This is a genomic window from Enterobacter sp. K510 (assembly GCF_055804875.1).
In genome coordinates, this window is sequence record NZ_JBNRLQ010000001.1 from 68,649 (window position 1) to 93,291 (window position 24,643).

At 56.0% G+C, this 24,643-nt stretch carries 25 protein-coding genes and 5 tRNA genes; 17 read left to right on the forward strand and 13 right to left on the reverse strand.

All coding sequences use genetic code 11. From position 1 onward, the window contains the following. The first annotated feature begins 5 nt into the window (after positions 1-5). Positions 6-1,430 carry a DNA (cytosine-5-)-methyltransferase gene (locus tag ACQUTD_RS00280; protein ID WP_473276630.1) on the forward strand — a complete coding sequence of 475 codons (1,425 nt, stop codon included), beginning with the start codon at positions 6-8 and terminating at the stop codon, positions 1,428-1,430. Between the two features lie 125 nt (positions 1,431-1,555). Next, positions 1,556-3,214, forward strand: a complete 1,659-nt coding sequence (gene tcp / locus ACQUTD_RS00285; protein ID WP_473276633.1) for a methyl-accepting chemotaxis citrate transducer — start codon at positions 1,556-1,558, stop codon at positions 3,212-3,214. 46 nt (positions 3,215-3,260) lie between these two features. Here the strand turns inward: tcp and ACQUTD_RS00290 are convergent, their stop codons facing one another. After that, a complete protein-coding gene (locus ACQUTD_RS00290) occupies positions 3,261-3,419 on the reverse strand; it encodes a YqaE/Pmp3 family membrane protein (protein ID WP_072570063.1) in 159 nt (52 codons plus the stop codon). Between the two features lie 146 nt (positions 3,420-3,565). Between ACQUTD_RS00290 and ACQUTD_RS00295 the strand changes: the two genes are divergently transcribed. Next, positions 3,566-3,745, forward strand: a complete 180-nt coding sequence (locus ACQUTD_RS00295; RefSeq protein WP_072570062.1) for a hypothetical protein — start codon at positions 3,566-3,568, stop codon at positions 3,743-3,745. Positions 3,746-4,021: 276 nt separating this feature from the next. Then, positions 4,022-4,471 (forward strand): L-alanine exporter AlaE, encoded by a 450-nt coding sequence (gene alaE, locus ACQUTD_RS00300; protein WP_321987913.1) that lies wholly within the window; start codon positions 4,022-4,024, stop codon positions 4,469-4,471. Positions 4,472-4,503: 32 nt separating this feature from the next. Here the strand turns inward: alaE and ACQUTD_RS00305 are convergent, their stop codons facing one another. Beyond that, positions 4,504-4,848, reverse strand: a complete 345-nt coding sequence (locus ACQUTD_RS00305) for a DUF2002 family protein (RefSeq protein WP_072570058.1) — start codon at positions 4,846-4,848, stop codon at positions 4,504-4,506. A gap of 161 nt (positions 4,849-5,009) precedes the next feature. Between ACQUTD_RS00305 and ACQUTD_RS00310 the strand changes: the two genes are divergently transcribed. Then, positions 5,010-5,336 (forward strand): ElaB/YgaM/YqjD family protein, encoded by a 327-nt coding sequence (locus ACQUTD_RS00310; protein WP_072570057.1) that lies wholly within the window; start codon positions 5,010-5,012, stop codon positions 5,334-5,336. On the opposite strand, the gene pdxR is transcribed toward ACQUTD_RS00310, so the two are convergent. After that, positions 5,333-6,703 (reverse strand): MocR-like pyridoxine biosynthesis transcription factor PdxR, encoded by a 1,371-nt coding sequence (gene pdxR, locus ACQUTD_RS00315; protein WP_473276641.1) that lies wholly within the window; start codon positions 6,701-6,703, stop codon positions 5,333-5,335. The two genes, ACQUTD_RS00310 and pdxR, sit on opposite strands and share 4 nt — an antisense overlap. Positions 6,704-6,790: 87 nt before the next feature. On the opposite strand from pdxR, the gene ACQUTD_RS00320 reads away from it, so the two are divergent. The 12 genes from ACQUTD_RS00320 to emrB all read left to right on the forward strand — a co-directional run bounded on the left by ACQUTD_RS00320 (position 6,791) and on the right by emrB (position 19,623). Beyond that, positions 6,791-7,222, forward strand: coding sequence for a carboxymuconolactone decarboxylase family protein (locus ACQUTD_RS00320; RefSeq protein ID WP_321987915.1), 432 nt, complete (start codon positions 6,791-6,793; stop codon positions 7,220-7,222). A gap of 166 nt (positions 7,223-7,388) precedes the next feature. Next, a complete protein-coding gene (gene nrdH, locus ACQUTD_RS00325) occupies positions 7,389-7,649 on the forward strand; it encodes a glutaredoxin-like protein NrdH (RefSeq protein WP_318364519.1) in 261 nt (86 codons plus the stop codon). After that, positions 7,646-8,056, forward strand: coding sequence for a class Ib ribonucleoside-diphosphate reductase assembly flavoprotein NrdI (gene nrdI / locus ACQUTD_RS00330; protein WP_473276645.1), 411 nt, complete (start codon positions 7,646-7,648; stop codon positions 8,054-8,056). The genes nrdH and nrdI overlap by 4 nt, the downstream gene beginning before the upstream one ends. Then, positions 8,029-10,173, forward strand: coding sequence for a class 1b ribonucleoside-diphosphate reductase subunit alpha (nrdE, locus tag ACQUTD_RS00335; RefSeq protein WP_473276648.1), 2,145 nt, complete (start codon positions 8,029-8,031; stop codon positions 10,171-10,173). The genes nrdI and nrdE overlap by 28 nt, the downstream gene beginning before the upstream one ends. A gap of 10 nt (positions 10,174-10,183) precedes the next feature. Next, positions 10,184-11,146 (forward strand): class 1b ribonucleoside-diphosphate reductase subunit beta, encoded by a 963-nt coding sequence (gene nrdF, locus ACQUTD_RS00340; protein WP_473276650.1) that lies wholly within the window; start codon positions 10,184-10,186, stop codon positions 11,144-11,146. A gap of 355 nt (positions 11,147-11,501) precedes the next feature. Next, the gene (gene proV, locus ACQUTD_RS00345; protein WP_318377248.1) at positions 11,502-12,704 is read left to right on the forward strand and encodes a glycine betaine/L-proline ABC transporter ATP-binding protein ProV; all 1,203 of its coding nucleotides are present in this window, start codon (positions 11,502-11,504) and stop codon (positions 12,702-12,704) included. Next, complete coding sequence (gene proW / locus ACQUTD_RS00350; RefSeq protein WP_318364523.1) at positions 12,697-13,758, forward strand: glycine betaine/L-proline ABC transporter permease ProW; 1,062 nt, start codon at positions 12,697-12,699, stop codon at positions 13,756-13,758. Before proV ends, proW begins: the two co-directional genes overlap by 8 nt. A gap of 62 nt (positions 13,759-13,820) precedes the next feature. Further along, a complete protein-coding gene (gene proX / locus ACQUTD_RS00355; RefSeq protein ID WP_473276653.1) occupies positions 13,821-14,816 on the forward strand; it encodes a glycine betaine/L-proline ABC transporter substrate-binding protein ProX in 996 nt (331 codons plus the stop codon). A 139-nt stretch (positions 14,817-14,955) separates the two neighbouring features. Continuing rightward, positions 14,956-16,146 (forward strand): MFS transporter, encoded by a 1,191-nt coding sequence (locus ACQUTD_RS00360; RefSeq protein ID WP_318377250.1) that lies wholly within the window; start codon positions 14,956-14,958, stop codon positions 16,144-16,146. A gap of 98 nt (positions 16,147-16,244) precedes the next feature. Next, entirely contained in the window at positions 16,245-16,775 is a 531-nt protein-coding gene (mprA, locus tag ACQUTD_RS00365) for a transcriptional repressor MprA (protein WP_072570046.1), read from the forward strand. A 123-nt stretch (positions 16,776-16,898) separates the two neighbouring features. Further along, the gene (gene emrA, locus ACQUTD_RS00370; protein ID WP_318364526.1) at positions 16,899-18,071 is read left to right on the forward strand and encodes a multidrug efflux MFS transporter periplasmic adaptor subunit EmrA; all 1,173 of its coding nucleotides are present in this window, start codon (positions 16,899-16,901) and stop codon (positions 18,069-18,071) included. Positions 18,072-18,087: 16 nt separating this feature from the next. Beyond that, positions 18,088-19,623 carry a multidrug efflux MFS transporter permease subunit EmrB gene (gene emrB / locus ACQUTD_RS00375; RefSeq protein WP_072570044.1) on the forward strand — a complete coding sequence of 512 codons (1,536 nt, stop codon included), beginning with the start codon at positions 18,088-18,090 and terminating at the stop codon, positions 19,621-19,623. 194 nt (positions 19,624-19,817) lie between these two features. Here emrB and luxS read toward each other — a convergent pair whose 3' ends face one another. The 10 genes from luxS to csrA form a co-directional block, all read right to left on the reverse strand. After that, on the reverse strand, positions 19,818-20,333 hold the full coding sequence (gene luxS, locus ACQUTD_RS00380) for an S-ribosylhomocysteine lyase (RefSeq protein WP_072570043.1): 516 nt from the start codon (positions 20,331-20,333) through the stop codon (positions 19,818-19,820). Positions 20,334-20,484: 151 nt separating this feature from the next. Beyond that, positions 20,485-22,029: a glutamate--cysteine ligase gene (gene gshA / locus ACQUTD_RS00385; protein WP_318364528.1), complete on the reverse strand. Its 1,545-nt coding sequence runs from the start codon at positions 22,027-22,029 to the stop codon at positions 20,485-20,487. A 76-nt stretch (positions 22,030-22,105) separates the two neighbouring features. After that, a complete protein-coding gene (locus ACQUTD_RS00390; protein WP_072570041.1) occupies positions 22,106-22,534 on the reverse strand; it encodes a YqaA family protein in 429 nt (142 codons plus the stop codon). Then, on the reverse strand, positions 22,531-23,097 hold the full coding sequence (gene yqaB, locus ACQUTD_RS00395) for a fructose-1-phosphate/6-phosphogluconate phosphatase (protein ID WP_072570040.1): 567 nt from the start codon (positions 23,095-23,097) through the stop codon (positions 22,531-22,533). Before yqaB ends, ACQUTD_RS00390 begins: the two co-directional genes overlap by 4 nt. 249 nt (positions 23,098-23,346) lie before the next feature. Then, a tRNA-Arg gene (locus tag ACQUTD_RS00400) sits at positions 23,347-23,423 on the reverse strand. Between the two features lie 49 nt (positions 23,424-23,472). Further along, positions 23,473-23,549 (reverse strand) — tRNA-Arg (locus tag ACQUTD_RS00405). A 53-nt stretch (positions 23,550-23,602) separates the two neighbouring features. Further along, positions 23,603-23,679: transfer RNA gene (locus ACQUTD_RS00410), tRNA-Arg, on the reverse strand. A gap of 51 nt (positions 23,680-23,730) precedes the next feature. After that, positions 23,731-23,807: transfer RNA gene (locus tag ACQUTD_RS00415), tRNA-Arg, on the reverse strand. Positions 23,808-23,811: 4 nt separating this feature from the next. Next, positions 23,812-23,904 (reverse strand) — tRNA-Ser (locus tag ACQUTD_RS00420). A 363-nt stretch (positions 23,905-24,267) separates the two neighbouring features. After that, positions 24,268-24,453 carry a carbon storage regulator CsrA gene (gene csrA / locus ACQUTD_RS00425; protein WP_000906486.1) on the reverse strand — a complete coding sequence of 62 codons (186 nt, stop codon included), beginning with the start codon at positions 24,451-24,453 and terminating at the stop codon, positions 24,268-24,270. Positions 24,454-24,643 lie beyond the last annotated feature (190 nt).

Genomic DNA, 24,643 nt, shown 5'->3' on the forward strand with positions numbered 1-24,643 from the left:
ATGCTATGTCGGAATTTGATGTTATTGCTCAGGATCTGCTGGCGAAGGCGCAGGCGGAAGAGCAGGATCAACAGGCGCGTGACAGAGCGCTGCTGGATAAGGTACTGGCGATCTACGGACAAAAATATGTGGCCGAGCAGCTGCGCAAGCTGGGCAAAAACGACTGGAGCCGGGAAACCCTTAACCGCCGGGTGAACGGCAAGTGCGCGCCGAAATCCCTCACCGCCAGCGAAGAAGCATTATTGCGCAAAATGCTGCCCTCTCCGCCCGCCCATCATCCCGACTATGCGTTTCGTTTTATCGATTTATTTGCCGGTATCGGCGGCATCAGACAGGGTTTTGACGCCATCGGCGGCCAGTGCGTGTTCACCAGCGAGTGGAATAAAAACGCGGTGCGCACCTATAAAGCCAACTGGTATAACGACGACGCGGCGCACACCTTTAACAGCGACATCCGGGAAGTCACCTTGAGCGATAACCCGGAGGTGACCGAGGCGCAGGCCTACGCGCACATTGACCGCACCATTCCCGATCATGATGTGCTGCTCGCGGGCTTCCCCTGCCAGCCGTTCAGCCTCGCGGGGGTCAGCAAGAAGAATGCGCTGGGGCGCGCTCACGGTTTTGAATGTGAAGCGCAGGGCACGCTGTTCTTTGACGTGGCGCGCATCATCAAAGCCAAACAGCCGGCGATTTTTGTTCTCGAAAACGTTAAAAACCTCAAAAGCCACGACAAGGGCAAAACCTTCAGCGTGATCATGCAGACGCTGGACGAGCTGGGCTATGAAGTGGCGGATGCGGCGGTGAACGGCAAGGACGATCCGAAAATCATCGACGGCAAACATTTTTTACCCCAGCACCGCGAGCGCATAGTGCTGGTGGGATTTCGCCGCGACCTGAACATTCACAACGACTTTACCCTGCGCGATATTAAACGCTTTTATCCGGCGCAGCGACCGGCCTTCGGCGAGCTGCTGGATCCGGTGGTGGACAGCAAGTATGTGCTGTCGGAAAAGCTGTGGGATTTTCTCTACCGCTACGCCAAAAAGCACCAGGCGAAGGGTAACGGTTTTGGCTTCGGGCTGGTGGATCCCACGCGCCCGGACGTGGTGACCCGCACCCTGTCTGCCCGCTACCACAAAGATGGCTCGGAGATCCTCGTCGATCGCGGCTGGGATCATGCGCTGGGCGAAACGGCGTTTGCCGATCCAACGAATCAGGCGCGCCGCCCCCGTCGACTGACGCCGGTGGAATGCGCGCGACTGATGGGCTTTGAAACTCCCGGCGGACGCCCGTTCCGCATTCCGGTATCCGATACCCAGGCCTACCGTCAGTTTGGCAATTCCGTGGTCGTGCCGGTGTTCGCCGCCGTCGCCCGTCTGCTGGAGCCGTCTATCGCCCGCGCGGTTGAGCTGCGCAAGGCCGGTCAATAATCCCCCGCCCCGGTTATAACCACCGGGGCTAATTTTTATGCACATGTTAACTAAATGTTCATAAAGATCCCCCTGCCGTCGTCGATAACCCTTATGCACTTGCGGATCACTTACGGACGGCTGTCATGCTTAAAAATATTAAGGTCATCACCGGGATCATCCTCGCGCTTGCCATTTTCTGTATGTTGCAGGTGGTGACGGGTGGGTTGTTCTATTCTGCGGTTGATAACGATCGCAGCAACTTTCAACAATATGGCGTACTGAACGCACAGCAGGAAAATCTTAGCGACAGTGTGAACACCCTTGTCAAAACCCGCGTCACTGTGACCCGCGTTGCGATCCGTTTTCTGAAAAATCAGCGCGATCCGGCCTCGCTGGCGGCCATCGATAAACTGCTGACCACGGCGGGAGATTCACTCAGCAAATCAGAAGGTTACTTCGAAAGTTACAAGGGTACTGAACGTATCAGCGGGCAGGATGCGACGGTCGCCGCGCTGATGGAGAAAAACTGGCGTCAGATGCACGACGTGTTGCAGATGTCGATCCAGTATCTGAAAGCCAATAATTATGAAGCCTACGGCAATCTTGATGCACAGCAGGCGCAGGATGAAATGGAAGCCGCGTTCGCCCAGTGGCGGGCGGAAAACAATGGCCTGCTGAAAGCCGCAGCCGCGCAGAATCAGCACAGTTTTACCCAGATGCAGTGGACGCTGGGCACCATTTTGCTGGTGATGATCGCGGTCTTTGTAGTGATCTGGCTGGGCCTGCAACACATGTTGCTTAAACCTTTGCAGGACATGCTGGCGCATATTCGCGCCATTGCCGGGGGCGATCTGACCCGCCAGATCGATGCGAACGGGCGTAACGAAATGAGCCAGTTAGCTGCGGGTCTGCATGAGATGCAACAGTCGCTGGTCTCCACCGTCAGCGCGGTGCGCAGCAGCTCAGATTCCATCTACACCGGCGCGGGAGAGATCTCCTCCGGTAATAACGATCTGTCCTCGCGCACCGAGCAGCAGGCAGCGTCGCTGGAAGAAACCGCCGCCAGCATGGAGCAGCTGACCGCCACGGTGAAACAGAACACCGATAACGCCCGTCAGGCTGCTCAACTTGCACGGACGGCCTCGGAAACGGCCGATCGCGGTGGCCAGGTGGTCACCAATGTGGTGCGCACCATGAACGATATTGCCGACAGTTCACAGCAGATCGTGCAAATCACCAGCGTGATCGACGGTATTGCTTTCCAGACCAATATCCTGGCGCTTAACGCGGCGGTAGAAGCGGCGCGCGCCGGTGAACAGGGTCGCGGATTTGCGGTGGTGGCGGGTGAAGTCCGTACGCTGGCCAGCCGCAGCGCCAGCGCCGCCAAAGAGATCAAGGCGCTGATCGAAAAATCCGTCAGCCGCGTGGATACCGGTTCGTCACAGGTGGCCGAAGCGGGTGAAACCATGAAAGAGATCGTTAATGCCGTTACGCGAGTGACCGATATCATGGGCGAGATCGCCTCGGCGTCGGATGAGCAGAGTCGCGGTATTGAGCAGGTGAGCCTCGCGGTATCGCAGATGGACAGCGTCACGCAGCAGAACGCCGCGCTGGTGCAGGAATCCGCGACCGCAGCGGCGGCGCTGGAAGAACAGGCGGATCAACTGCGTCAGGCGGTGGCGGTCTTTCAGGTGAATGACAAACTGCGTCGCCCGGTAACACCCGTAGTGAAAGCGAAAACCATGCTACGCCCGGCAGTGGCAACCGCCGCCGCAGGTGATGCGAACTGGGAAACCTTTTAAGCGTTAAGCAGGACTGGCGGGCAGGAGGCCCTGTCCGCCGGAAAGATTAGTTGCGCGACTGCACCCAGAACGCATGAATGAGACCAGGGATATAACCCAGCAGCGTCAGGATAATATTCAGAATAAAGGCTCCGCCTAAGCCTTTCCCGAGTAACACGCCAAGCGGCGGCAGGATGATGGTAATAACAATACGCCAGAAACCCATAACTACTCCCTTGCAAGCAAAATCCAGGTTATTGTAAAAAAAGACAATTTCTCTTTAAGCGTAGTCATTGTGGCGGGTATCGCCAGTTTCGTCTTATGCTTTTACTCTGCTTTACGCAGTCATACTATTCATGAAGGAGTGCAATTATGTTTTCAGCAGGTGATCTGGTGCAGCCGCGTATGGGCGGCCCAAAACTGAAAGTGATCGAAGTGAATGACGATCAAATCGTTGCCGTGCGTGCCAGCGATGAACAGGGTGAAAAGTTTACCCTGAAAGCGGTTGACGTCACGCCGTATAAAGAAGAAGGCGATTTCGGCGTCTGTTAATCAGCGTCTTTTGCCTGTGCGGTGGGCGTGCTCACCGCATTTCCTTCAACTTATTGTTTATCAAGACTTTCCTCTGACCTTCCGCGCAATATAACGCAGCGCGAAAAAATCGCCCGCTCACAGAGTATTTTATTGACAAAAGCGCGTTAAATAAAAATTAATCGCTAATTGTGCGTTTCATGGTAGCGATATACTCTATCCACACTAAACATCCCCCTTCATTACGCTGGTTTCACCGGCGAACGACCTGATAATATTTTTCACAGGAGCTTTAGCATGTTCTCTCCGCAGTCACGCCTGCGTCACGCCGTGGCCGACACCTTTGCCATGGTGGTCTACTGTTCGGTAGTGAACATGCTGATTGAGATATTTCTTTCAGGCATGAGCTTTGAGCAGTCGCTCTCGTCCAGACTGGTCGCCATCCCGGTTAACATCCTGATTGCCTGGCCCTACGGCCTGTACCGGGATGCGATTATGCGTCTGGCGCGTCGTTATACCCCGGCGGGCTGGATGAAAAATCTGGCGGATATCGCGGCCTATGTCACCTTTCAGTCACCGGTCTACGTGGCGATTTTGCTGACGGTGGGCGCCGACTGGCACCAGATCGCCGCGGCGGTAAGTTCGAATATCGTGGTGTCGATGCTGATGGGCGCGGTCTACGGCTACTTCCTGGATTACTGCCGCCGTCTGTTCAGAGTGAGTAATTACTACCAGGCGAAAGCCTGACGGCAGGCGACAGGCACAGGCCCGTCGCCGCATTATGCCGATTCGCCAAACAGCCCTGACAGAAAACGCTCCAGCGCCATCCGCGAACTGAATCCGTGGGGAATGCCGTAATGCTCCTGCGCATCGCCGCCCAGGTAGAGCGGGAAATGCTGATAGTGATCGCACATTTTGATCTCCGAGGCGGGCTCCGCAAGGGACAAACTGCGCTCTTTAAGCGTGGGATGAATAATTAAGGCGGTACGTCCCATTCGCGCTTCGCGATTCACGTACACATAATTATCGCCGCGACGGTAACCGTAGGTTTTATTCGTAGCGACATCCATCGTAAATCCCGCTTTCTCAAGAACGCGTGCCACCTCATCGGGTCGTAAATACATATTTTTTCCTCGTCATCATTTACTGCATCGCAACCTTACAGTAATGAGCATTAGCAGCGCTTTCGGAAAAGTCCATAAAGGGCGGGATATCTCGCGATCCGCTTCAAGGGTGGATTTTGTGCGCTACACTGATCATGACAACGAAAACAAGGGAGGATCATATGTTTAGCAGACCGAACCGCAGAGATGTTGATCAAGGCGTTCAGGATATCAATGATGATGTCAGCCGTTTAGCGGACAGCCTGGAAAGCGTACTGAAGTCCTGGGGCAGTGACGTGAAGGATGATGCCGATGGCGCACGTCGTAAAGCACAGGCGCTGTTAAAAGAAACCCGTGCAAAACTGCAGGGCCGTACCCGTGTGAAACAGGCAGCCTGCGATGTAGTGGGTTGCGCGGATACGTTCGTTAAAGAAAAACCATGGTCCAGCGTAGGTGCTGCGGCAGCGGTCGGGATTTTCCTCGGCGCGCTCCTGAGCATGCGTCGCTAGTCCATTGCAGCCCCGTGAGTTGCGCTCGCGGGGCGTATTGCCTTGCTGAGTTTTTCTGCCAGCTGTTCCGCCATTTCCGTCGATGAAATATTGGTAAAACAGACCAGAAGCCCCCTTCTTTCGCCCCCCTCTATCTGCCATGCGCTTAATGCCTGCACCGCCAGCCCGGCCTGATTTGCCCGTGCCGCCAGTTGCTTATCGTCATCCTTAACCGCGATCACCAGCTGAATGCCGCCCTGCTGCGCCGCCACGTCAAAACCCTGTTTATCAAGCGCTCTTTCCAGCCATTCACGCCGCCGGGCGTAATGCTGACGCATGTTTTTCAGGTGCCGCCAGAAATGACCCTGCGAGATAAAATCCGCCAGCGTCAGTTGAACCAGCCCTGGCACCGTACAGGGATACATCGCCGCCTGGCGACGGAAAGCGGCTACGTGCGGCGCAGGCACCACGATCCAGCCGGTACGGATCGCCGGAAACAGCGATTTACTGAAGGTCCCGGCGTAGATCACCCGCTGCGGGGCGTCGAGGCTTTTCAGCGGCGGCAGCGGTTTGCCGTGATAGCGAAACTCACTGTCATAATCGTCTTCGATGATCCACGCCTCACGGTGCGCCGCCCAGTCCAGCAACTGCCGACGGCGCGGCAACGACAGCGCCACGCCGAGCGGGCTCTGATGCGCGGGCGTCAGCAACACGAAACGCGCCTGCGGGTGTAATGCCCGGGCGGCGTCGATATTCATGCCGTTCTCATCGACCGGCACTGGCAACAGCCTGACCTGCTCGCGGGCGATCACCGGGCGGATCAGCGGAAAGCCCGGATCTTCCACCCACATGCCATCACCGGCAGCGGCGAGCGTGCGCAGGATCAGCGTCATCGACATCGCGTAGCTGGCGGTGATAAATATCTGCCCGGGGGTACAGTCAATACTGCGGGAAAAACGCAGATAATCGACGATGGCCTGGCGCAACAGCCGCTCTCCCGCCACGTCGCCCGGCCCCAGATCAAAGCGTGTCTGGGTACGCAGCCGCCGCCCCATCAGTCGCCCCCAGAGAGCGCGCGGAAAGAGATCGAGTGCGGGCAACCCCATCTGAAACGGCTGCGGAATGTTATCTGCCCCCTCCGTCAGGGACGCCACGGGTAAAGCGCTGCCCGGCGTCACGGTGTCGCTGACAAAACTTCCCGCCTGCCCGCGCCGCTCAATCCAGCCCTGCGCCACCAGCTCGGCATAAGCGTGCTCTACGGTGGCGCGCGACACGCCGTTTTCCCGGGCGAAGGTACGGCTCGACGGCAGCCGGGCGCCGGGCGCAAGCTCGCCGGAGGTGATGGAAGATTTCAGAAGGCGGGCAATTTGCTGGTATCGGGCGTCCATTATGGTCTGCTTTTTTAGTTAAAATATGGCTCTCTGGTGCAGACCATTATAGTGCTACCTTCTCGCCATCTAAACGAGGAGATGACCATGACTGATTTACGCCTGCCCTATTCCGAACTCAGCCCGGAGGCATATAACGGCCTCATTCAGACCAGCCAGGCGCTGGAGCGCAGCGCTACCGACAAACCGCTGCTGGAGCTGGTTTATTTACGTGTGTCGCAGATTAACGGCTGCGCGTTTTGTCTGGAGATGCACAGCAAAGCGCTGCGCAAAACCGGCACCGACCAGAGCAAGCTTGATGCGCTGGCAGGCTGGCATATCAGCCCGCACTTCAGCGCGAAGGAAAAAGCCGCGCTGGCCTGGGCGGAGTCGCTGACGCACATCTCCACGACCCATGCGGGGGATGATGTTTATCAGCCCATGCTGGAACATTTTAGCGCTCAGGAAATCAGCGATCTGACCTTCGCCATCAGCCTGATGAATGCCTTTAACCGTCTCGCCATCGCTATGCGCATGTAATTTAGCGACAAAAATCCCTTCCCCGCTGAGTTCTTCAGCGGGATGAAATTGATCGAAAAATTCCTGGATATTGTGTGGTTGATAATATTTATAACTACATCTAGTATTTCCTTAAGCAAGTGACACACAACCCGGCGCGATTTTTCGCGTCGTCCCGCTATCTTAGATGGAAATACGAATCATGCGCATTACTATTTACACTCGAAACGACTGTGTGCAGTGCCATGCAACGAAACGCGCCATGGAAAGCCGTGGCGTGGCGTTCGATTTGGTGAATGTGGACCTGGTGCCGGAAGCGGCAGACGAACTGCGCGCGCTGGGATTCCGCCAGTTGCCGGTAGTGATCGCCGGTGACACCCGCTGGTCCGGCTTTCGCCCGGATATGATTAACCGTCTGGGCAGCGCCCCCCGCGTCGCCAGCGCATGAGCACCCTCGTCTACTTCTCCAGCAGCTCGGAGAATACGCACCGCTTTATCACCCGCCTGGGGCTGCCCGCCGTGCGTATTCCCCTGAATGAGCGTGAGCGCATCCAGGTAGACGAGCCCTATATCCTGGTGGTGCCGAGCTACGGCGGCGGCGGAACCGCAGGCGCGGTGCCGCGTCAGGTGATCCGCTTTTTAAACGATGCGCACAACCGGGCCCTGATCCGCGGCGTGATCGCCGCCGGTAACCGCAATTTTGGCGAGGCTTATGGCCGTGCGGGGGATGTCATCGCGCAAAAATGCAGCGTGCCGCATCTGTACCGTTTTGAGCTGATGGGTACGCCGCGTGACATCTTAAATGTGCGAAAAGGAGTGAGCGAATTTTGGCAACGACAACCGCAGAACGCGTAATGCAGGCCTCCACGGACTATCACGCGCTGAACGCCATGCTGAATCTGTACGATAAAGCGGGCCGCATCCAGTTTGAAAAAGATCATCAGGCGGTGGACGCGTTCTATACCGCTCATGTGCTGCCCAACACCGTCACCTTTGCGGATCAGAACAGTCGCCTGGATTATCTGGTGGCAGAGGGCTATTACGATGACAGTGTGCTGGCGCGCTACGATCGCGCCTTCGTGATCGACCTGTTTGCGCAGGCGCACGCCAGCGGTTTTCGTTTCCAGACCTTCCTTGGCGCCTGGAAGTATTACACCAGCTACACGCTGAAAACCTTCGACGGCAAACGCTATCTGGAACACTTTGAGGATCGGGTGGTGATGGTGGCGCTGACGCTGGCGCAGGGTGATGAGCAACTCGCGCAGCAGTTGACGCAGGAGATCCTCGCCGGACGCTTCCAGCCCGCAACGCCGACTTTTCTCAACTGCGGCAAAATGCAGCGCGGTGAGCTGGTCTCCTGCTTCCTGCTGCGTATCGAAGACAATATGGAGTCGATTGGCCGGGCGGTGAATTCCGCGCTGCAACTCTCCAAACGCGGCGGCGGCGTGGCGTTTTTGCTCTCTAACCTGCGGGAAGCGGGCGCACCCATCAAGCGCATTGAAAATCAGTCCTCCGGCGTTATTCCGGTGATGAAAATGCTGGAAGATGCGTTCTCTTATGCCAATCAGCTCGGCGCGCGTCAGGGGGCGGGGGCGGTGTACCTGCACGCTCATCATCCAGATATTCTGCGTTTTCTGGATACCAAACGGGAAAACGCTGACGAAAAAATTCGCATCAAAACCCTTTCCCTTGGCGTGGTGATCCCGGATATCACCTTCCAGCTGGCGAAAGACAATGCGCAGATGGCGCTCTTTTCCCCTTATGACGTGGCGCGTATTTACGGCAAACCGTTCGGCGATGTGGCCATCAGCGAGCACTATCACGAGATGGTGGCTGACGATCGCATTCGTAAAACGTACATTAACGCGCGCGATTTTTTCCAGCTGCTGGCGGAGATCCAGTTCGAGTCCGGCTACCCGTACATCATGTATGAAGACACGGTTAACCGCGCCAACCCGATTGCCGGGCGCATCAACATGAGCAATCTGTGCTCAGAGATTTTGCAGGTCAACAGCGCGTCGGAATACGATGAAAACCTGGATTACGCGCAGACCGGGCGGGATATCTCCTGCAATCTGGGTTCGCTGAACATCGCCCATACCATGGACTCCCCTGATTTTGGCCGCACGGTGGAAACGGCGGTGCGCGGTCTGACGGCGGTGTCGGACATGAGCCATATCCGCTCGGTGCCATCCATTGAAAACGGCAATGCCGCATCCCACGCCATCGGCCTCGGGCAGATGAACCTGCACGGTTATCTGGCGCGGGAAGGCATACTCTATGGCAGCGAAGAAGGCATTGATTTCACCAATCTCTATTTTTACACCATCACCTGGCACGCGCTGCATACCTCAATGATGATCGCCCGCGAGCGTGGCCAGCGTTTTGCCGGATTTGAGCGCTCCCGCTACGCCAGCGGCGAATACTTCACGCCCTATCTGGAAGAAGAGTGGCAGCCGAAAACCGAAAAAGTGCGCACACTCTTTGCCCGCGCGGGCATTGTGCTGCCGACGCGCGCCATGTGGCAGCAGTTGCGCGACGATGTGATGCGCCACGGTATCTACAATCAAAATTTGCAGGCGGTGCCGCCGACCGGATCGATCTCCTATATCAACCATGCCACCTCCAGCATTCACCCGATTGTGTCGAAAATCGAGATCCGCAAAGAGGGTAAAACCGGGCGCGTGTACTACCCTGCCCCCTTTATGACCAATGACAATCTGGCGATGTATCAGGATGCCTATGAGATCGGGCCGGAAAAAATTATTGATACCTACGCCGCCGCCACGCGCCATGTCGATCAGGGGCTGTCGCTGACGCTGTTCTTCCCGGATACCGCCACCACGCGCGACATCAACCGCGCGCAGATTTATGCGTGGAAGAAAGGCATCAAGACGCTGTATTACATCCGCCTGCGCCAGTTGGCGCTGGAAGGCACCGAAATTGAAGGCTGCGTGTCATGCGCGCTGTAAGGAGAAAAGGATGAGCCGTTTATCCCGCGTCAGTGCGGTTAACTGGAACAAGATCCAGGACGATAAAGATCTGGAAGTGTGGAACCGCCTGACCAGCAATTTCTGGCTGCCGGAGAAAGTGCCGCTGTCTAACGACATCCCCGCCTGGCAGACGCTGAGCCAGGCCGAGCAGCAGCTTACCATCCGCGTGTTCACCGGCCTGACGCTGCTCGACACCATCCAGAATACCGTGGGCGCGCCCGCGCTGATGGCCGATGCGCTGACGCCCCATGAAGAGGCGGTGTTGTCGAACGTCAGCTTTATGGAGGCGGTACATGCCCGCTCTTACAGCTCGATTTTCTCGACGCTGTGTCAGACCAAAGATGTGGATGCCGCCTATGCCTGGAGCGAGGAAAACGCGCCGCTGCAACGCAAAGCGCAGCTGATCCTCGAGCAGTACGCCGCCGATGCGCCGCTGAAAAAGAAAATCGCCAGCGTCTTTCTGGAATCCTTCCTGTTTTATTCCGGCTTCTGGCTGCCGATGTATTTTTCCAGCCGCGGCAAGCTGACCAATACCGCCGATCTTATCCGGCTGATTATCCGTGACGAAGCGGTACACGGTTATTACATCGGTTATAAATACCAGAAGGGCCTCGAAAAAGTCGACGAAACAGAGCGCGAGTCGTTAAAGCTTTTTGCGCTGGATCTGCTGATGGATCTCTACGACAACGAGCTGGCCTATACCGCGGATTTATACGGCGGCACCGGCCTTGAAGCGGATGTGCAGGCTTTCCTTTGTTACAACGCTAACAAGGCGCTGATGAACCTCGGCTATGAAGCATTGTTCCCGCCGGAAATGGCTGATGTGAATCCGGCGATCCTTGCGGCGCTGTCGCCCAACGGCGATGAAAACCATGACTTTTTCTCCGGTTCAGGCTCGTCTTATGTGATGGGTAAAGCGGTGGAAACCACCGACGAAGACTGGGATTTTTAATCCTCCCCTCTCCGGGAAATATTTCCGTATTTCCCGGATGGATATTTCATAATATTTCCGTTTTCATCACACGAATATTTCCCTGTGAACTACACTGCTCCCAACTAATTCCTTTCACCTGAAGCTTCCCGTTTCAGCTGCCATTTCACGTGCTTTTCAAAAAAAATATCACTTTGTAAGACTCGCTCTCAGCCCTTATATCATGGGAAATGCCGCCAGATGCGCTTCGGCAATTTCCGTGCCAGCTGGCATTTGAGGGTTGTCACAGAATCTGAGTATGTTAGGGTATAGCCCGCTCATTATTTCCATCAGGAACTGTATTGATATAAATAAATAACGGGAACTCATTTATTGCATGGCAATTAAACTCGAAATTAAAAATCTCTATAAAATATTTGGTGAGCATCCACAGCGAGCTTTCAAATATATCGAAAAAGGATTTTCGAAAGAACAGATACTGGAAAAAACAGGGCTATCGCTTGGCGTCATTGACGCCAGTCTGGCCATTGAAGAAGGCGAGATTTTCGTCATCATGGGATTATCTGGTTCAGGTAAATCGACCATGGTTCGCCTTCTCAATCGCCTGATTGAACCCACCCGCGGGCAGGTGCTGATTGACGGCGAAGACATCGCCAAAATATCAGACGCCGCACTCCGCGAGGTGCGCAGGAAAAAGATCGCGATGGTCTTCCAGTCATTTGCGCTGATGCCTCATATGACGGTGCTGGATAATACCGCCTTCGGTATGGAATTAGCGGGCGTGCCCGCCGCTGAACGCCAGACCAAAGCGCTGGACGCGTTGCGTCAGGTGGGGCTGGAAAATTATGCCCATTCTTACCCGGATGAACTCTCTGGCGGTATGCGTCAGCGTGTCGGTCTGGCACGCGCATTAGCCATTAATCCTGATATTTTATTAATGGACGAGGCCTTTTCAGCGCTCGATCCGCTTATCCGCACGGAAATGCAGGATGAGCTGGTAAAATTACAGGCGAAACATCAGCGTACCATTGTCTTTATTTCCCACGATCTGGATGAAGCCATGCGTATCGGCGATCGCATTGCCATTATGCAAAATGGCAAAGTGGTGCAGGTCGGTACGCCCGATGAAATTCTCAATAATCCGGCCAATGATTATGTCCGCACCTTCTTCCGCGGCGTGGATATTAGTCAGGTGTTCAGCGCCAAAGATATTGCCCGTCGTACTCAGGCGGGTCTGATCCGTAAAACGCCTGGTTTCGGCCCGCGCTCGGCGCTGAAATTATTGCAGGATGAAGATCGTGATTATGGTTACGTCATCGAGCGCGGAAATAAATTTGTCGGCATTGTCTCTGTTGATTCCCTGAAAACGGCGCTGGGCCAGAATCTGGGTATCGATGCGGCGTTACTGGAGTCCCCCGCTGCGGTGGAAGCCGAAACGCCGCTCAGCGAACTGCTCTCCCTTGTCGGACAGGCGCCCTGCGCCGTACCGGTAGTGGGTGAGGAGCAACAGTATATGGGCAGCATCTCCAAAGGTGCGCTGCTCAGGGCTTTAGATCGCGATGGGGTGAACAATGGCTGATCAATCTAATCCGTGGGGCAGCGAACCGGCTGCCGACAGCGCCGCACAGTCCGCAGATGCATGGGGCAGCCCGTCAGGGGCGCCAGCCGATGGCGGCGGTACTGACTGGCTTTCCAGCGCGCCGCCTGCGCCGGAGCATTTCAATATTATGGATCCCTTCCATAAAACGCTGATCCCGCTCGACAGCTGGGTGACGCAGGGTATCGACTGGGTGGTGGTGCATTTCCGCCCGCTGTTCCAGGGCATTCGCGTGCCGGTGGATTATATCCTCAGCGCCTTCCAGCAATTGCTGCTGGGTATGCCTGCGCCGGTGGCGATTGTTATTTTCGCGCTGATCGCCTGGCAGATGTCGAGCCTCAGCATGGGCGTGGCGACGCTGATTTCATTAGTCGCTATCGGCGCTATCGGCGCCTGGTCGCAGGCGATGATCACCCTGGCGCTGGTGCTGACCGCGCTGCTGTTCTGCATGATCATCGGCCTGCCGCTGGGGATCTGGCTGGCGCGCAGCCAGCGGGCGGCGAAGATTATTCGCCCGCTGCTGGACGCCATGCAGACCACACCAGCGTTCGTGTATCTGGTGCCGATTGTCATGCTGTTCGGTATCGGTAACGTGCCCGGCGTGGTGGTGACGATTATCTTCGCCCTGCCGCCGATTGTGCGTCTGACGATCCTCGGCATTAACCAGGTGCCGGCAGATCTGATCGAAGCCTCGCGCTCTTTCGGCGCCAGCCCGCGGCAGATGCTGTTTAAGGTTCAGCTACCGCTGGCGATGCCTACCATTATGGCGGGCGTGAACCAGACGCTGATGCTGGCCCTTTCCATGGTGGTGATCGCCTCGATGATCGCCGTTGGCGGGTTGGGTCAGATGGTGCTGCGCGGTATCGGTCGTCTTGATATGGGCCTGGCCACCGTGGGCGGCGTCGGGATCGTCATCCTCGCCATTATCCTTGACCGTCTGACCCAGGCCGTGGGTCGCGACTCCCGCAGTCGTGGCAACCGCCGCTGGTATCAGACCGGCCCGCTGGGTCTGCTGACCCGTCCGTTCAGTAAGTGATCCTGTTGCCCGGCGGCGCTGCGCCTGCCGGGCCTGACTAATGTTTAGCTTGAGGAACAACGATGCGACAGAATGTAATCATTGCCACAGCGTTTGCCAGCCTTATCTCCACCAGCGCTTTCGCCGCCGATCTGCCGGGTAAAGGCATTACCGTACAACCGATCCAGAGCACCATCTCAGAAGAAAGTTTCCAGACACAGCTGGTCAGCCGCGCGCTGGAAAAGCTCGGCTACACCGTGAATAAGCCGAGCGAAGTGGATTACAACGTTGGCTATACCTCCATTGCCTCCGGTGATGCCACCTTTACCGCCGTTAACTGGCAGCCGCTGCATGACGATATGTATGCCGCAGCGGGCGGCGATAAGAAGTTTTACCGCGAAGGGGTGTTTGTTACCGGCGCGGCCCAGGGGTATCTGATCGACAAAAAAACCGCTGAAAAATATCACATCACCAATATTGAGCAGCTGAAAGATCCGAAGATCGCGAAGCTGTTCGACAGCAATGGCGACGGTAAAGCCGACATGATGGGCTGCACGCCAGGCTGGGGCTGCGAGGCGGTGATCAACCACCAGAACGAGGCCTATAAGCTGACGGATACCGTGACCGTGAACCACGGTAACTACTCGGCGATGATGGCGGATACCATTGCGCGCTTTAAAGAAGGCAAGCCGGTGCTCTATTACACCTGGACCCCTTACTGGGTGAGCGACGTCCTGAAACCAGGTAAAGACGTGGTGTGGTTGCAGGTGCCGTTCTCCTCCCTGCCGGGCGAGCAGAAAGATATTGATACTAAACTGCCGAACGGCATGAACTACGGCTTCCCGGTTAACACGATGCACATTGTGGCGAACAAAGCCTGGGCGGAAAAAAACCCGGCGGCGGCGAAGCTGTTCTCGGTGATGAAACTGCCGCTGGCTGACATTAACGCGCAGAACGCGATGATGCATGCCGGTAAAGCCTCAGAAGCCGATATTAACGGTCATGTCGATGGCTGGATCAAAGCCCACCAGCAGCAGTTTGACGGCTGGGTGAAAGCAGCGCTGGCAGCGCAGAAGTAATATTCAGGTACCCCTCTCCTGCTGTGAGAGGGGCATCTTTAACCGCACGTTCGGACACGTAACAATTCCCCAACAATCCCCCAATTCGTTATCATTGAATTCTGGCAAGAAAACCACTCAACTAACGACTTCAATAATAATGAAAAATTCCACCCACACCCTCAGCCCGGCTCTGATCGTGCTGATGTCCGTCGCGACCGGTCTCGCCGTCGCCAGCAACTACTATGCGCAACCGCTGCTTGATACCATCGCCCGCGCCTTTTCCCTCACCCCCAACCAGGCCGGATTTATCGTCACCGCCGCGCAGCTCGGCTATGCCGTCGGCCTGATGTTTCTGGTGCCGCTCGGCGATATGTTTGAACGCCGGACGCTGATTGTGCTGATGACGCTGCTCTCCACCTGCGGCCTGCTGATCACCGCCACCAGCCATTCGGCGGGGATGATGATCTTCGGCACGGCGCTGACCGGGCTGTTCTCGGTGGTGGCGCAAATCCTTGTGCCGCTGGCCGCCACCCTCGCCTCGCCGGAAAAACGTGGCAAAGTGGTGGGTACTATCATGAGCGGGTTGCTGCTGGGCATTTTGCTGGCGCGTACGGTTTCCGGCCTGCTGGCGGGACTTGGCGGCTGGCGCACCGTCTACTGGGTGGCGAGCGCGTTAATGCTGGTGATGGCGCTGGCGCTGTGGCGCGGGCTGCCGAAAGTGAAGCAGGACAACCATCTCAACTATTTCCAGCTTCTCGGCTCAATATTTTCCCTCTTCACCCGCGACTCGCTGCTGCGTACCCGCGCGGTGCTCGGCTGTCTGACCTTCGCCAATTTCAGCATTCTCTGGACCTCAATGGCGTTTCTGCTGGCCGCGCCGCCGTTTAATTACTCCGAAGGCGTGATCGGTTTGTTTGGCCTGGCCGGGGCGGCGGGCGCGCTGGGCGCGCGGCCTGCCGGCGGCATGGCGGATAAAGGCAAGGCGCATATCACCACCACCACCGGTTTACTGTTGCTGCTGCTCTCCTGGGTGGCGATCTGGTTTGGTCATACTTCTGCCATTGCGTTGATCATCGGTATCCTGGTGCTGGATCTGACCGTACAGGGCGTGCATATCACCAACCAGACGGTGATCTATCTGGTGAAGCCGGACGCGCGTAACCGTCTGACGGCGGGCTATATGACCAGCTACTTTATCGGCGGCGCGGCAGGCTCGCTGATTTCTGCATCAGCATGGCAGCATGCGGGCTGGGCGGGCGTCTGTGTGGCAGGCAGCGTGATGGCGCTGTTGAATCTGCTGGTCTGGTGGCTGGGCTATCACCGTCAGGATCGGCTTCAGCAGGGCTGAAACCATTCTTAAAACTAATCACTTAAGGAAAATAATACATTTACATTATTTGTCACCGCCGTTACTATATCGGCTGTAATTAATGAGGTCATATTGAGATGGAAAGTTCGTTCACGCCCATTGAGCAAATGCTGAAGTTCCGTGCCAGTCGTTATGAAGATTTTCCGTTTCAGGAAATTCTGCTGACGCGTTTGTGTATGCATATGCAGGGCAAACTGCTGGATAACCGCAACAAAATGCTGAAAGCGCAGGGGATCAACGAAACGTTGTTCATGGCGTTAATTACCCTTGAGTCGCAGGAAAATCATAGCATTCAGCCTTCCGAGCTGAGCTGTGCGCTGGGTTCGTCGCGCACCAATGCCACCCGTATTGCCGATGAACTGGAAAAACGCGGCTGGATCGAACGCCGTGAGAGCGACAACGACCGTCGTTGTCTGCATCTGCAATTGACCGAAAAAGGTCACGAATTTTTGCGTCAGGTTTTACCCCCGCAGCATAACTGTCTGCACCTGCTCTGGTCTTCTCTGAGCCCCGCCGAGAAAGAACAGCTTGAGCAAATCACCCGTAAGCTACTGAACCGCCTCGACCAGATGGACGAAGAAGACGTCATTCTTGAGGCGCTGCGCTAACGCGACGATTAGCTCTGACATCCTGATTAAATAAGAAATCCGCCAGGCCAGCATTTTTAATGCTGGCTTTTTGGTGAACAGGTCGGCGTTGCCGAATATATAAAAAGATCGTGGAGAACACACATGAGCGCAAATGCGGAGACTCAAACCCCGCAGCAACCGGTCAGGAAGAAAGGCAAACGTAAAGGTGCCCTGCTTCTTCTGACCTTGCTCTTTATTATTATTGCTGTGGCATACGGGATTTACTGGTTCATGGTACTGCGTCACGTCGAAGAAACCGACGATGCGTATGTGGCTGGCAACCAGGTGCAGATTATGGCGCAGGTGTCGGGGAGCGTGACGAAAGTCTGGCATGACAACACCGATTATGTAAAACAGGGCGACGTGCTGGTCACCCTTGATCCGACGGATGCCCAGCAGGCATTTGAAAAAGCGCAGACGCAGCTGGCTTCCAGCGTGCGTCAGACCCGCCAGCTGATGATCAACAGCCGTCAGTATCAGGCTAACATCGAAGTGAAAAAAACCGCCCTCGCCCAGGCGCAGAGCGATTTGAATCGTCGTGTACCGCTGGGCAGCGCCAACCTGATTGGCCGCGAAGAGCTGCAACACTCCCGCGATGCGGTGGCCAGCGCGCAGGCGCAGCTTGATGTGGCAGTGCAGCAATATAATGCTAACCAGGCGATGATCCTCGGCACCCGCCTTGAAGATCAGCCGGCGGTGCAACAGGCCGCCACCGAAGTGCGTAACGCCTGGCTTGCGCTGCAACGTACCAAAATCGTCAGCCCGATTTCCGGCTATGTTTCCCGCCGTGCGGTACAGCCTGGCGCGCAAATCAGCCCGACCACCGCGCTGATGGCCGTGGTCCCGGCAACGGGTCTGTGGGTGGACGCGAACTTTAAAGAGACGCAGCTGGCGCATATGCGCATTGGTCAGACGGCAACGGTGATCAGCGATTTCTACGGCGATGACGTGAAGTACACCGGTAAAGTGGTCGGTCTGGATATGGGTACCGGCAGCGCCTTCTCGCTGCTGCCCGCGCAAAACGCCACCGGCAACTGGATCAAAGTGGTTCAGCGTCTGCCGGTACGTATTGAGCTGGATGCGAAACAACTCGCCGATCACCCGCTGCGCATTGGCCTTTCTTCGCTGGTGACGGTGGATACCACCAACCGCGACGGCCAGGTGCTGGCAAGCCAGGCGCGCAGTACGCCAGCGTATGAAAGTAATGCGCGGGAAATCAGCCTGGAGCCGGTGAATACCCTGATCAATAACATCGTTCAGGCCAACGCGGGTTAATCCTGAGGTGAGTGCTATGCAGCAGCGTAAACCGCTGGAGGGCGCGCAACTGGTCATTATGACCATTGCGCTGTCCCTTGCGACCTTCATGCAGGTGCTGGACTCCACCATTGCGAACGTGGCGATCCCGACCATCGCCGGTAACCTGGGCGCGTCACTGAGCCAGGGCACCTGGGTCATCACCTCGTTTGGCGTGGCGAATGCCATCTCCATCCCGATCACCGGCTGGCTGGCGAAGCGCGTCGGCGAGGTGCGACTCTTTTTATGGTCCACCGTCGCCTTTGCTATCGCCTCCTGGGCGTGCGGGGTGTCGAGCAGCCTGAACATGCTGATTTTCTTCCGCGTGATCCAGGGTATTGTCGCAGGTCCCCTTATCCCGCTGTCGCAGAGTCTGTTACTGAGCAACTACCCGCCCGCCAAACGTTCGGTGGCGCTGGCGCTCTGGTCGATGACGGTGATCGTCGCACCGATTTGCGGGCCGATCCTCGGCGGCTATATCAGCGATAACTATCACTGGGGCTGGATCTTCTTTATCAACGTGCCCATTGGTCTGGTGGTGGTGCTGATGGCGGCGCAGGCGCTGCGCGGACGCGAAACCCGTACCGAGCAGCGGCGCATTGATGGCGTCGGGCTGGCATTGCTGATCGTCGGCATCGGCAGCCTGCAGGTGATGCTCGACCAGGGTAAAGAGCTGGACTGGTTCAACTCGACCGAGATTATCGTGCTGACGGTGGTTGCGGTGGTCTCTCTCTCCTTCCTGATTGTCTGGGAGCTGACGGATGACCATCCGATTGTCGATCTATCGCTGTTCAAGTCGCGCAACTTTACCATCGGCTGTCTGTGTATCAGCCTTGCCTATATGCTCTACTTCGGTGCTATTGTGTTGCTGCCGCAGCTGTTGCAGGAGGTATACGGCTACACGGCAACCTGGGCGGGGCTGGCGTCCGCGCCGGTCGGCATTATCCCGGTGATCCTGTCGCCGATTATCGGCCGTTTTGCCCATAAGCTGGATATGCGTCGTCTGGTGACCTTCAGCTTCATTATGTATGCGGTGTGCTTCTACTGGCGCGCGTATACCTTTGAGCCTGGCATGGACTTTGGCGCGTCTGCGTGGCCGCAGTTTATTCAGGGCTTCGCGGTCGCCTGCTTCTTTATGCCGCTGACGACCATTACGCTCTCCGGTCTGCCGCCTGAACGGCTGGCGGCGGCGTCGAGTCTGTCGAACTTTACGCGAACGCTGGCAGGCTCGATTGGTACGTCGATTACCACGACGCTATGGACCAGCCGTGAGTCGATGCATCATGCGCAGCTGACCGAGTCGGTGAATCCTTATAACGCGAATACTGAGCAAATCTACGGGCAGCTTGAGGGAATGGGCATGTCGCAGCAGCAGGCGTCCGGGTGGATCGCCCAGCAGATCACCAATCAGGGGCTGATCATTTCGGCGAATGAGATTTTCTGGATCTCCGCCGGGATCTTCCTTCTGCTGCTGGGGCTGGTGTGGTTCGCCAGACCGCCGTTCGGCGCGGGTGGCGGTGGCGGCGCGCATTGATATTGTGTTGTTTTGCCCGGCGGCGCGTTGCTTGCCGGGCCTACATAATACAGCACCGTAGGCCGGGTAAGCGAAGCGCCACCCGGCAACCCCTTCGCCCCGTAGGCCGGGTAAGCAACGCGCCACCCGGCAACCCCGGCAAATAAAAAAGCCAGTTCACTGAACTGGCTTTTTTTATACCTCACTGACCGAAACTAGATGTGCAGTTCCTGCAGTTTTTCTTTCGGCAGCGCCAGTTCGTCGTTGCTGTTCACACGCACGTCGCGATCCAGAATATGACGCGCGATCTCCTGCGCTTCGTCCAGCGAGTGCATCTGATAGGTGCCGCACTGGTAGACGTTCAGTTCCGGGATCTGGTTCTGCTCTTTAACCTTCAGCACGTCCGCCATCGCCGCTTTCCAGGCATCCGCCACACGCTGCTCGTCCGGCGTACCGATCAGGCTCATATAGAAACCGGTGCGGCAGCCCATCGGGGAAATGTCGATGATCTCAACGCCGTTGCCGTTCAGGTGATCGCGCATGAAACCGGCGAACAGGTGCTCAAGCGTATGAATGCCCTTTTCCGGCATCACTTCCTGGTTCGGAATGCAGAAACGCAGATCGAAAACGGTAATGGTGTCGCCATGCGGCGTGTTCATGGTCTTGGCAACGCGCACAGCAGGCGCTTCCATACGGGTATGATCGACTGTGAAGCTATCCAACAATGGCATCTTGTCACCTCCGGAGTGATTTTTTTAAAAATAAACTGAACTCTTCGAACAACCGCGAGTCTGAATATATGAAAGACGCGCATTTGTTATCATCATCCCTGTTTTCAGAGATGAATATTTGGCCACAGAAATGTGGCCTTTTTCTTTTCTGTCAGGCGTGTCTTGCCAGCAGCTCTTCAAACGACTCGGTATCCGCCGCTTCCACTTCCCGCTGCCGCGCCCATGACGCATCGTGCTCTTTGCTGAAATCTTCTTCTTTCAGAATTTCCAGCGGTTCTTCACGCAGCATATCGCGATATTGCGCCGCCAGTGATTTGCCGGTGCCGCCAATCCCGTTATCAATCATCGAGCGTAAAATGCGCGCCGAGAAAGTCAGTTCAGGATCGTCAAAGCTGGCCACCAGTTCATCACATACTTTCGCATACGCATCACCGCCGTCAATACCATCGAGAGTTTGCGCAACGCGTTTCAGATCCTGGAATAGATCTTTGCCCACTTTCGCCAGCGGATATTGTGCCGTTTCACAGCCGATACCCAGCGTCAGGCCAGGCTTACGCCCTTCAAGGATCACGCGGTTCCAGTTGGTGCGCGTGCACAGCAGTTCGTCGCTGCTCATCTCCGGCGCATCCGCCAGCGCGCACCAGACCATAAACAGGTCGAGGAAGCGTACCTGCTGCTCATCAACGCCAATCGGTGAGAACGGGTTGATATCCAGCGAGCGCACTTCAATGTACTCAATGCCGCCGCGCAGTAACGCATCCGACGGCGTTTCGCCGCTGCGCGTTACGCGTTTCGGACGGATAGGCGCGTACAGCTCGTTTTCAATCTGCAGGATATTGGTGTTGATTTGCAGATGCTTGCCGTCTTTCGTCAGGCCCAGCTTCGCGTATTCTTCAGACGGGGTTTTAATCGCCCGCTTCAGCGCCGCCACGTACTCGTTCAGCTCGTTAAAGGTGATGCCGAGGTTGCTCTGCGACTTATTGGTGTAGCCAAGGTCGCTTAAACGCAGCGAGGTGGCATACGGCAGATAATACATGCCGTTTTCCGTTTTCTCGAACGGCAGCGAGGTCGGCTTGCCCTGCAGGAACGACGGGCAAATCGCCGGCGACGCGCCAAACAGGTACGGGATCACCCAGCCGAAACGGTAGTAGTTGCGGATCAGACGGAAATACCCTGCCGAGATCGCTTCTTTATCCGTTTCACCGCATTTTGCCTGCCAGAAGGCCATCGGCAGTGAGAAGTTATAGTGCACGCCGGAAATGGTCTGCATCAGCGCGCCGTAACGGTTTTTCAACCCTTCACGGTAAAGCGTCTTCAGGCGACCAATATTTGAGGAGCCGTACTGCGCCAGCTCAATGTCCTGACCGTTCTCGATGTAACAGGGCATACTCAGCGGCCATAACCGCTCGTCGCCCAGCTGACGCACGGTATAGCGATGCACATCGCGCATGATCGTCAGCATATGATCAATATCGCCGTCGACCGGAGTAATAAACTCCAGCAGCGCTTCCGCGAAATCGGTCGTGATCCATTTATGTGTCAGCGCTGAACCGAGCTGCTCCGGATGTCCGGTAGTCGCCAGACTGCCATCTGCATTAACGCGCAGCGTTTCGCGCTCCAGCCCGCGCTGGATCCCCTTCAAAGCCTGAGGGTGGTTTTCCAGCCAGGACAGCGCCTGTGATACGTCCGGGATCAAATTGACCTCCCGCCTGTCGAAATCATTTCTACACAGCATAATTGTAATGGTTGACGATTTAAGGCCAGCAATGCAATTAGTGCCACCACGTCATGCCCTGAAGCGTTGCGAATGCCACAACAACATAGCGCAACGCCTTGCCAAGGCATAAAAAAAAGAGAACTGGCCCCCACGAGATGCGCATCCATCCCGCCAGCAGGCACAGCAAATCACCAATAACAGGCATCCAGCTCAATAATAGCGCGGCTGCGCCATAACGATTGAGAAAACCTGTGGCTTTTTCCTGCCAGCGTGATGTTTTACGCAGCGGAAAGAAGCGACCAAGGATAACGTTAGTCAGCCCTCCAAGGCTATTACCCATTGTTGCTATTAATACCAGCAGCCAGGGCTGACTCACGCCAGAAAGAAGTAAGGCGACCAGCAGCACCTCAGAATTGCCCGGTAATAACGTGGCGCTGAGAAAACTGCCGGCAAACAATGAGAAGAGTGACAGGCCGTCACTCACAATACGCGCACGTCCACGACGTCCATGCCAGCTGCGCGTGCCGCCTGAAGGCCGAAATCCGCGTCTTCAAACACCACGCACTCGGCGGGCGGCACGCCCATCAGCTCGGCGCAGCGTAAAAAGGTATCGGGGGCGGGTTTATGGTGAGTCACATGATCGGCGGCGACCACGGCGGTGAAATAGTGGCGCAGGCCCAGATGCGCAAGCAGCGCTTCGGCAATGGCGCTTTCGCTGCCGGTGCCGACGGACATCGGGCGACGACCGTGCCACGCTTTCACCACTTCTACCAGCGGCAACGGACGCACGCCATCGAGCAACATAGACTTCACGGCGGCGGTTTTTTCCTGCGCCAGCAGATGTGGATCAAGATCGGCCTGATTGTATTCGATAACAGATTGCGCGATACGCCAGGTCGGTGAGCCGTTAAGGGCAATCATCGCCTGCAAATCATAGCGCAGACCATAGCGCCCAAGGACGTCATCCCAGGCTTTACGGTGCGTAGGTTCAGTATCCAGGATGGTGCCATCCATATCAAAAATTAGTCCACTGTAACGTTCGTACATCGCGTTCTCACAACCGGATAACAGAAGGATACTGTAACGTAAACAAGGATTTTTGTCGCTGGCAGCGCAAGGAGAATATTGGGAATTTTTAGATTTGGGAGGAGGTACGAAGAATGGTGCATCCGGGAGGATTACTCGGCTGCGCCTTGCCCTGCGGGCCGTTGCTAAAGCAACGTTATCCTCCCTGGTGCTTGTAACAGCATTGCAGATTCTTTGATGAATCGCTGTTGCTGAAAGACCGGGGAAGTATGGTGCATCCGGGAGGATTCGAACCTCCGACCGCTCGGTTCGTAGCCGAGTACTCTATCCAGCTGAGCTACGGATGCATCGGGAATTGCTGTACTGCGCTGATTGTTACTGAAACAATCAAAGAGATGGTGCATCCGGGAGGATTCGAACCTCCGACCGCTCGGTTCGTAGCCGAGTACTCTATCCAGCTGAGCTACGGATGCATCGGGAATTACTAAGGTACTGCATTGACTGTTACTGAAACAATCAAAAGAGATGGTGCATCCGGGAGGATTCGAACCTCCGACCGCTCGGTTCGTAGCCGAGTACTCTATCCAGCTGAGCTACGGATGCATCAGGTATTGCTTTACTGCGCTGATTGTTACTGAAACAACCAGAGGAGAATGGTGCATCCGGGAGGATTCGAACCTCCGACCGCTCGGTTCGTAGCCGAGTACTCTATCCAGCTGAGCTACGGATGCAAAATGGCGGTGAGGCGGGGATTCGAACCCCGGATGCAGCTTTTGACCGCATACTCCCTTAGCAGGGGAGCGCCTTCAGCCTCTCGGCCACCTCACCACACGCCTCTTACGAGTGCTTCGAAGAACTTGTTTCTGCTCATCGTCGCTGCGTGGCGCACATATTACTTTCTGGGACTTATAAGTCAAACAATTTTTCCCAGCCCTGAATCGATTGCACACTTCGCAGACAATTAGGCTGCAAAAAGCGCAAAAAGGATGTTTTATCAGCAGATTTTAGCAGGCGCGGCCGCTGTAGCTGGCGGAGGCGGTTCAGCCCCATGGCGATAAAAAAGCGCAGAATAGCCAAAGAATTTGCACGTGCGGGTGCACAGGGAAATTAAAAGGAAATGATAGTGTCACGAAAGAGGAGGAAAATAGCGGGAATGAACCGCGCCTCGCCGGGGGGCGAGACGCGATAATATCAATAGCTGGACTGCTGGGATTTTTCAGCCTGGATACGCTGGTAGATTTCTTCACGGTGAACGGACACTTCTTTAGGAGCATTGACCCCAATACGTACCTGGTTGCCCTTAACGCCTAAAACAGTCACAGTGACCTCATCCCCTATCATGAGGGTCTCACCAACTCGACGAGTCAGAATCAGCATTCTTTGCTCCTTGAAAGATTAAAAGAGTCGGGTCTCTCTGTATCCCGGCATTATCCATCATAAACGTCAAAAAAGTATGTGATGACCAGTATCTGAAGCGACAGCTATCACCACTATTACTTTCTGTTAAACGTAAGTTTAGCCGATATACACAACTTCAACCTGACTTTATCGTTATCAAAAGCGTAGT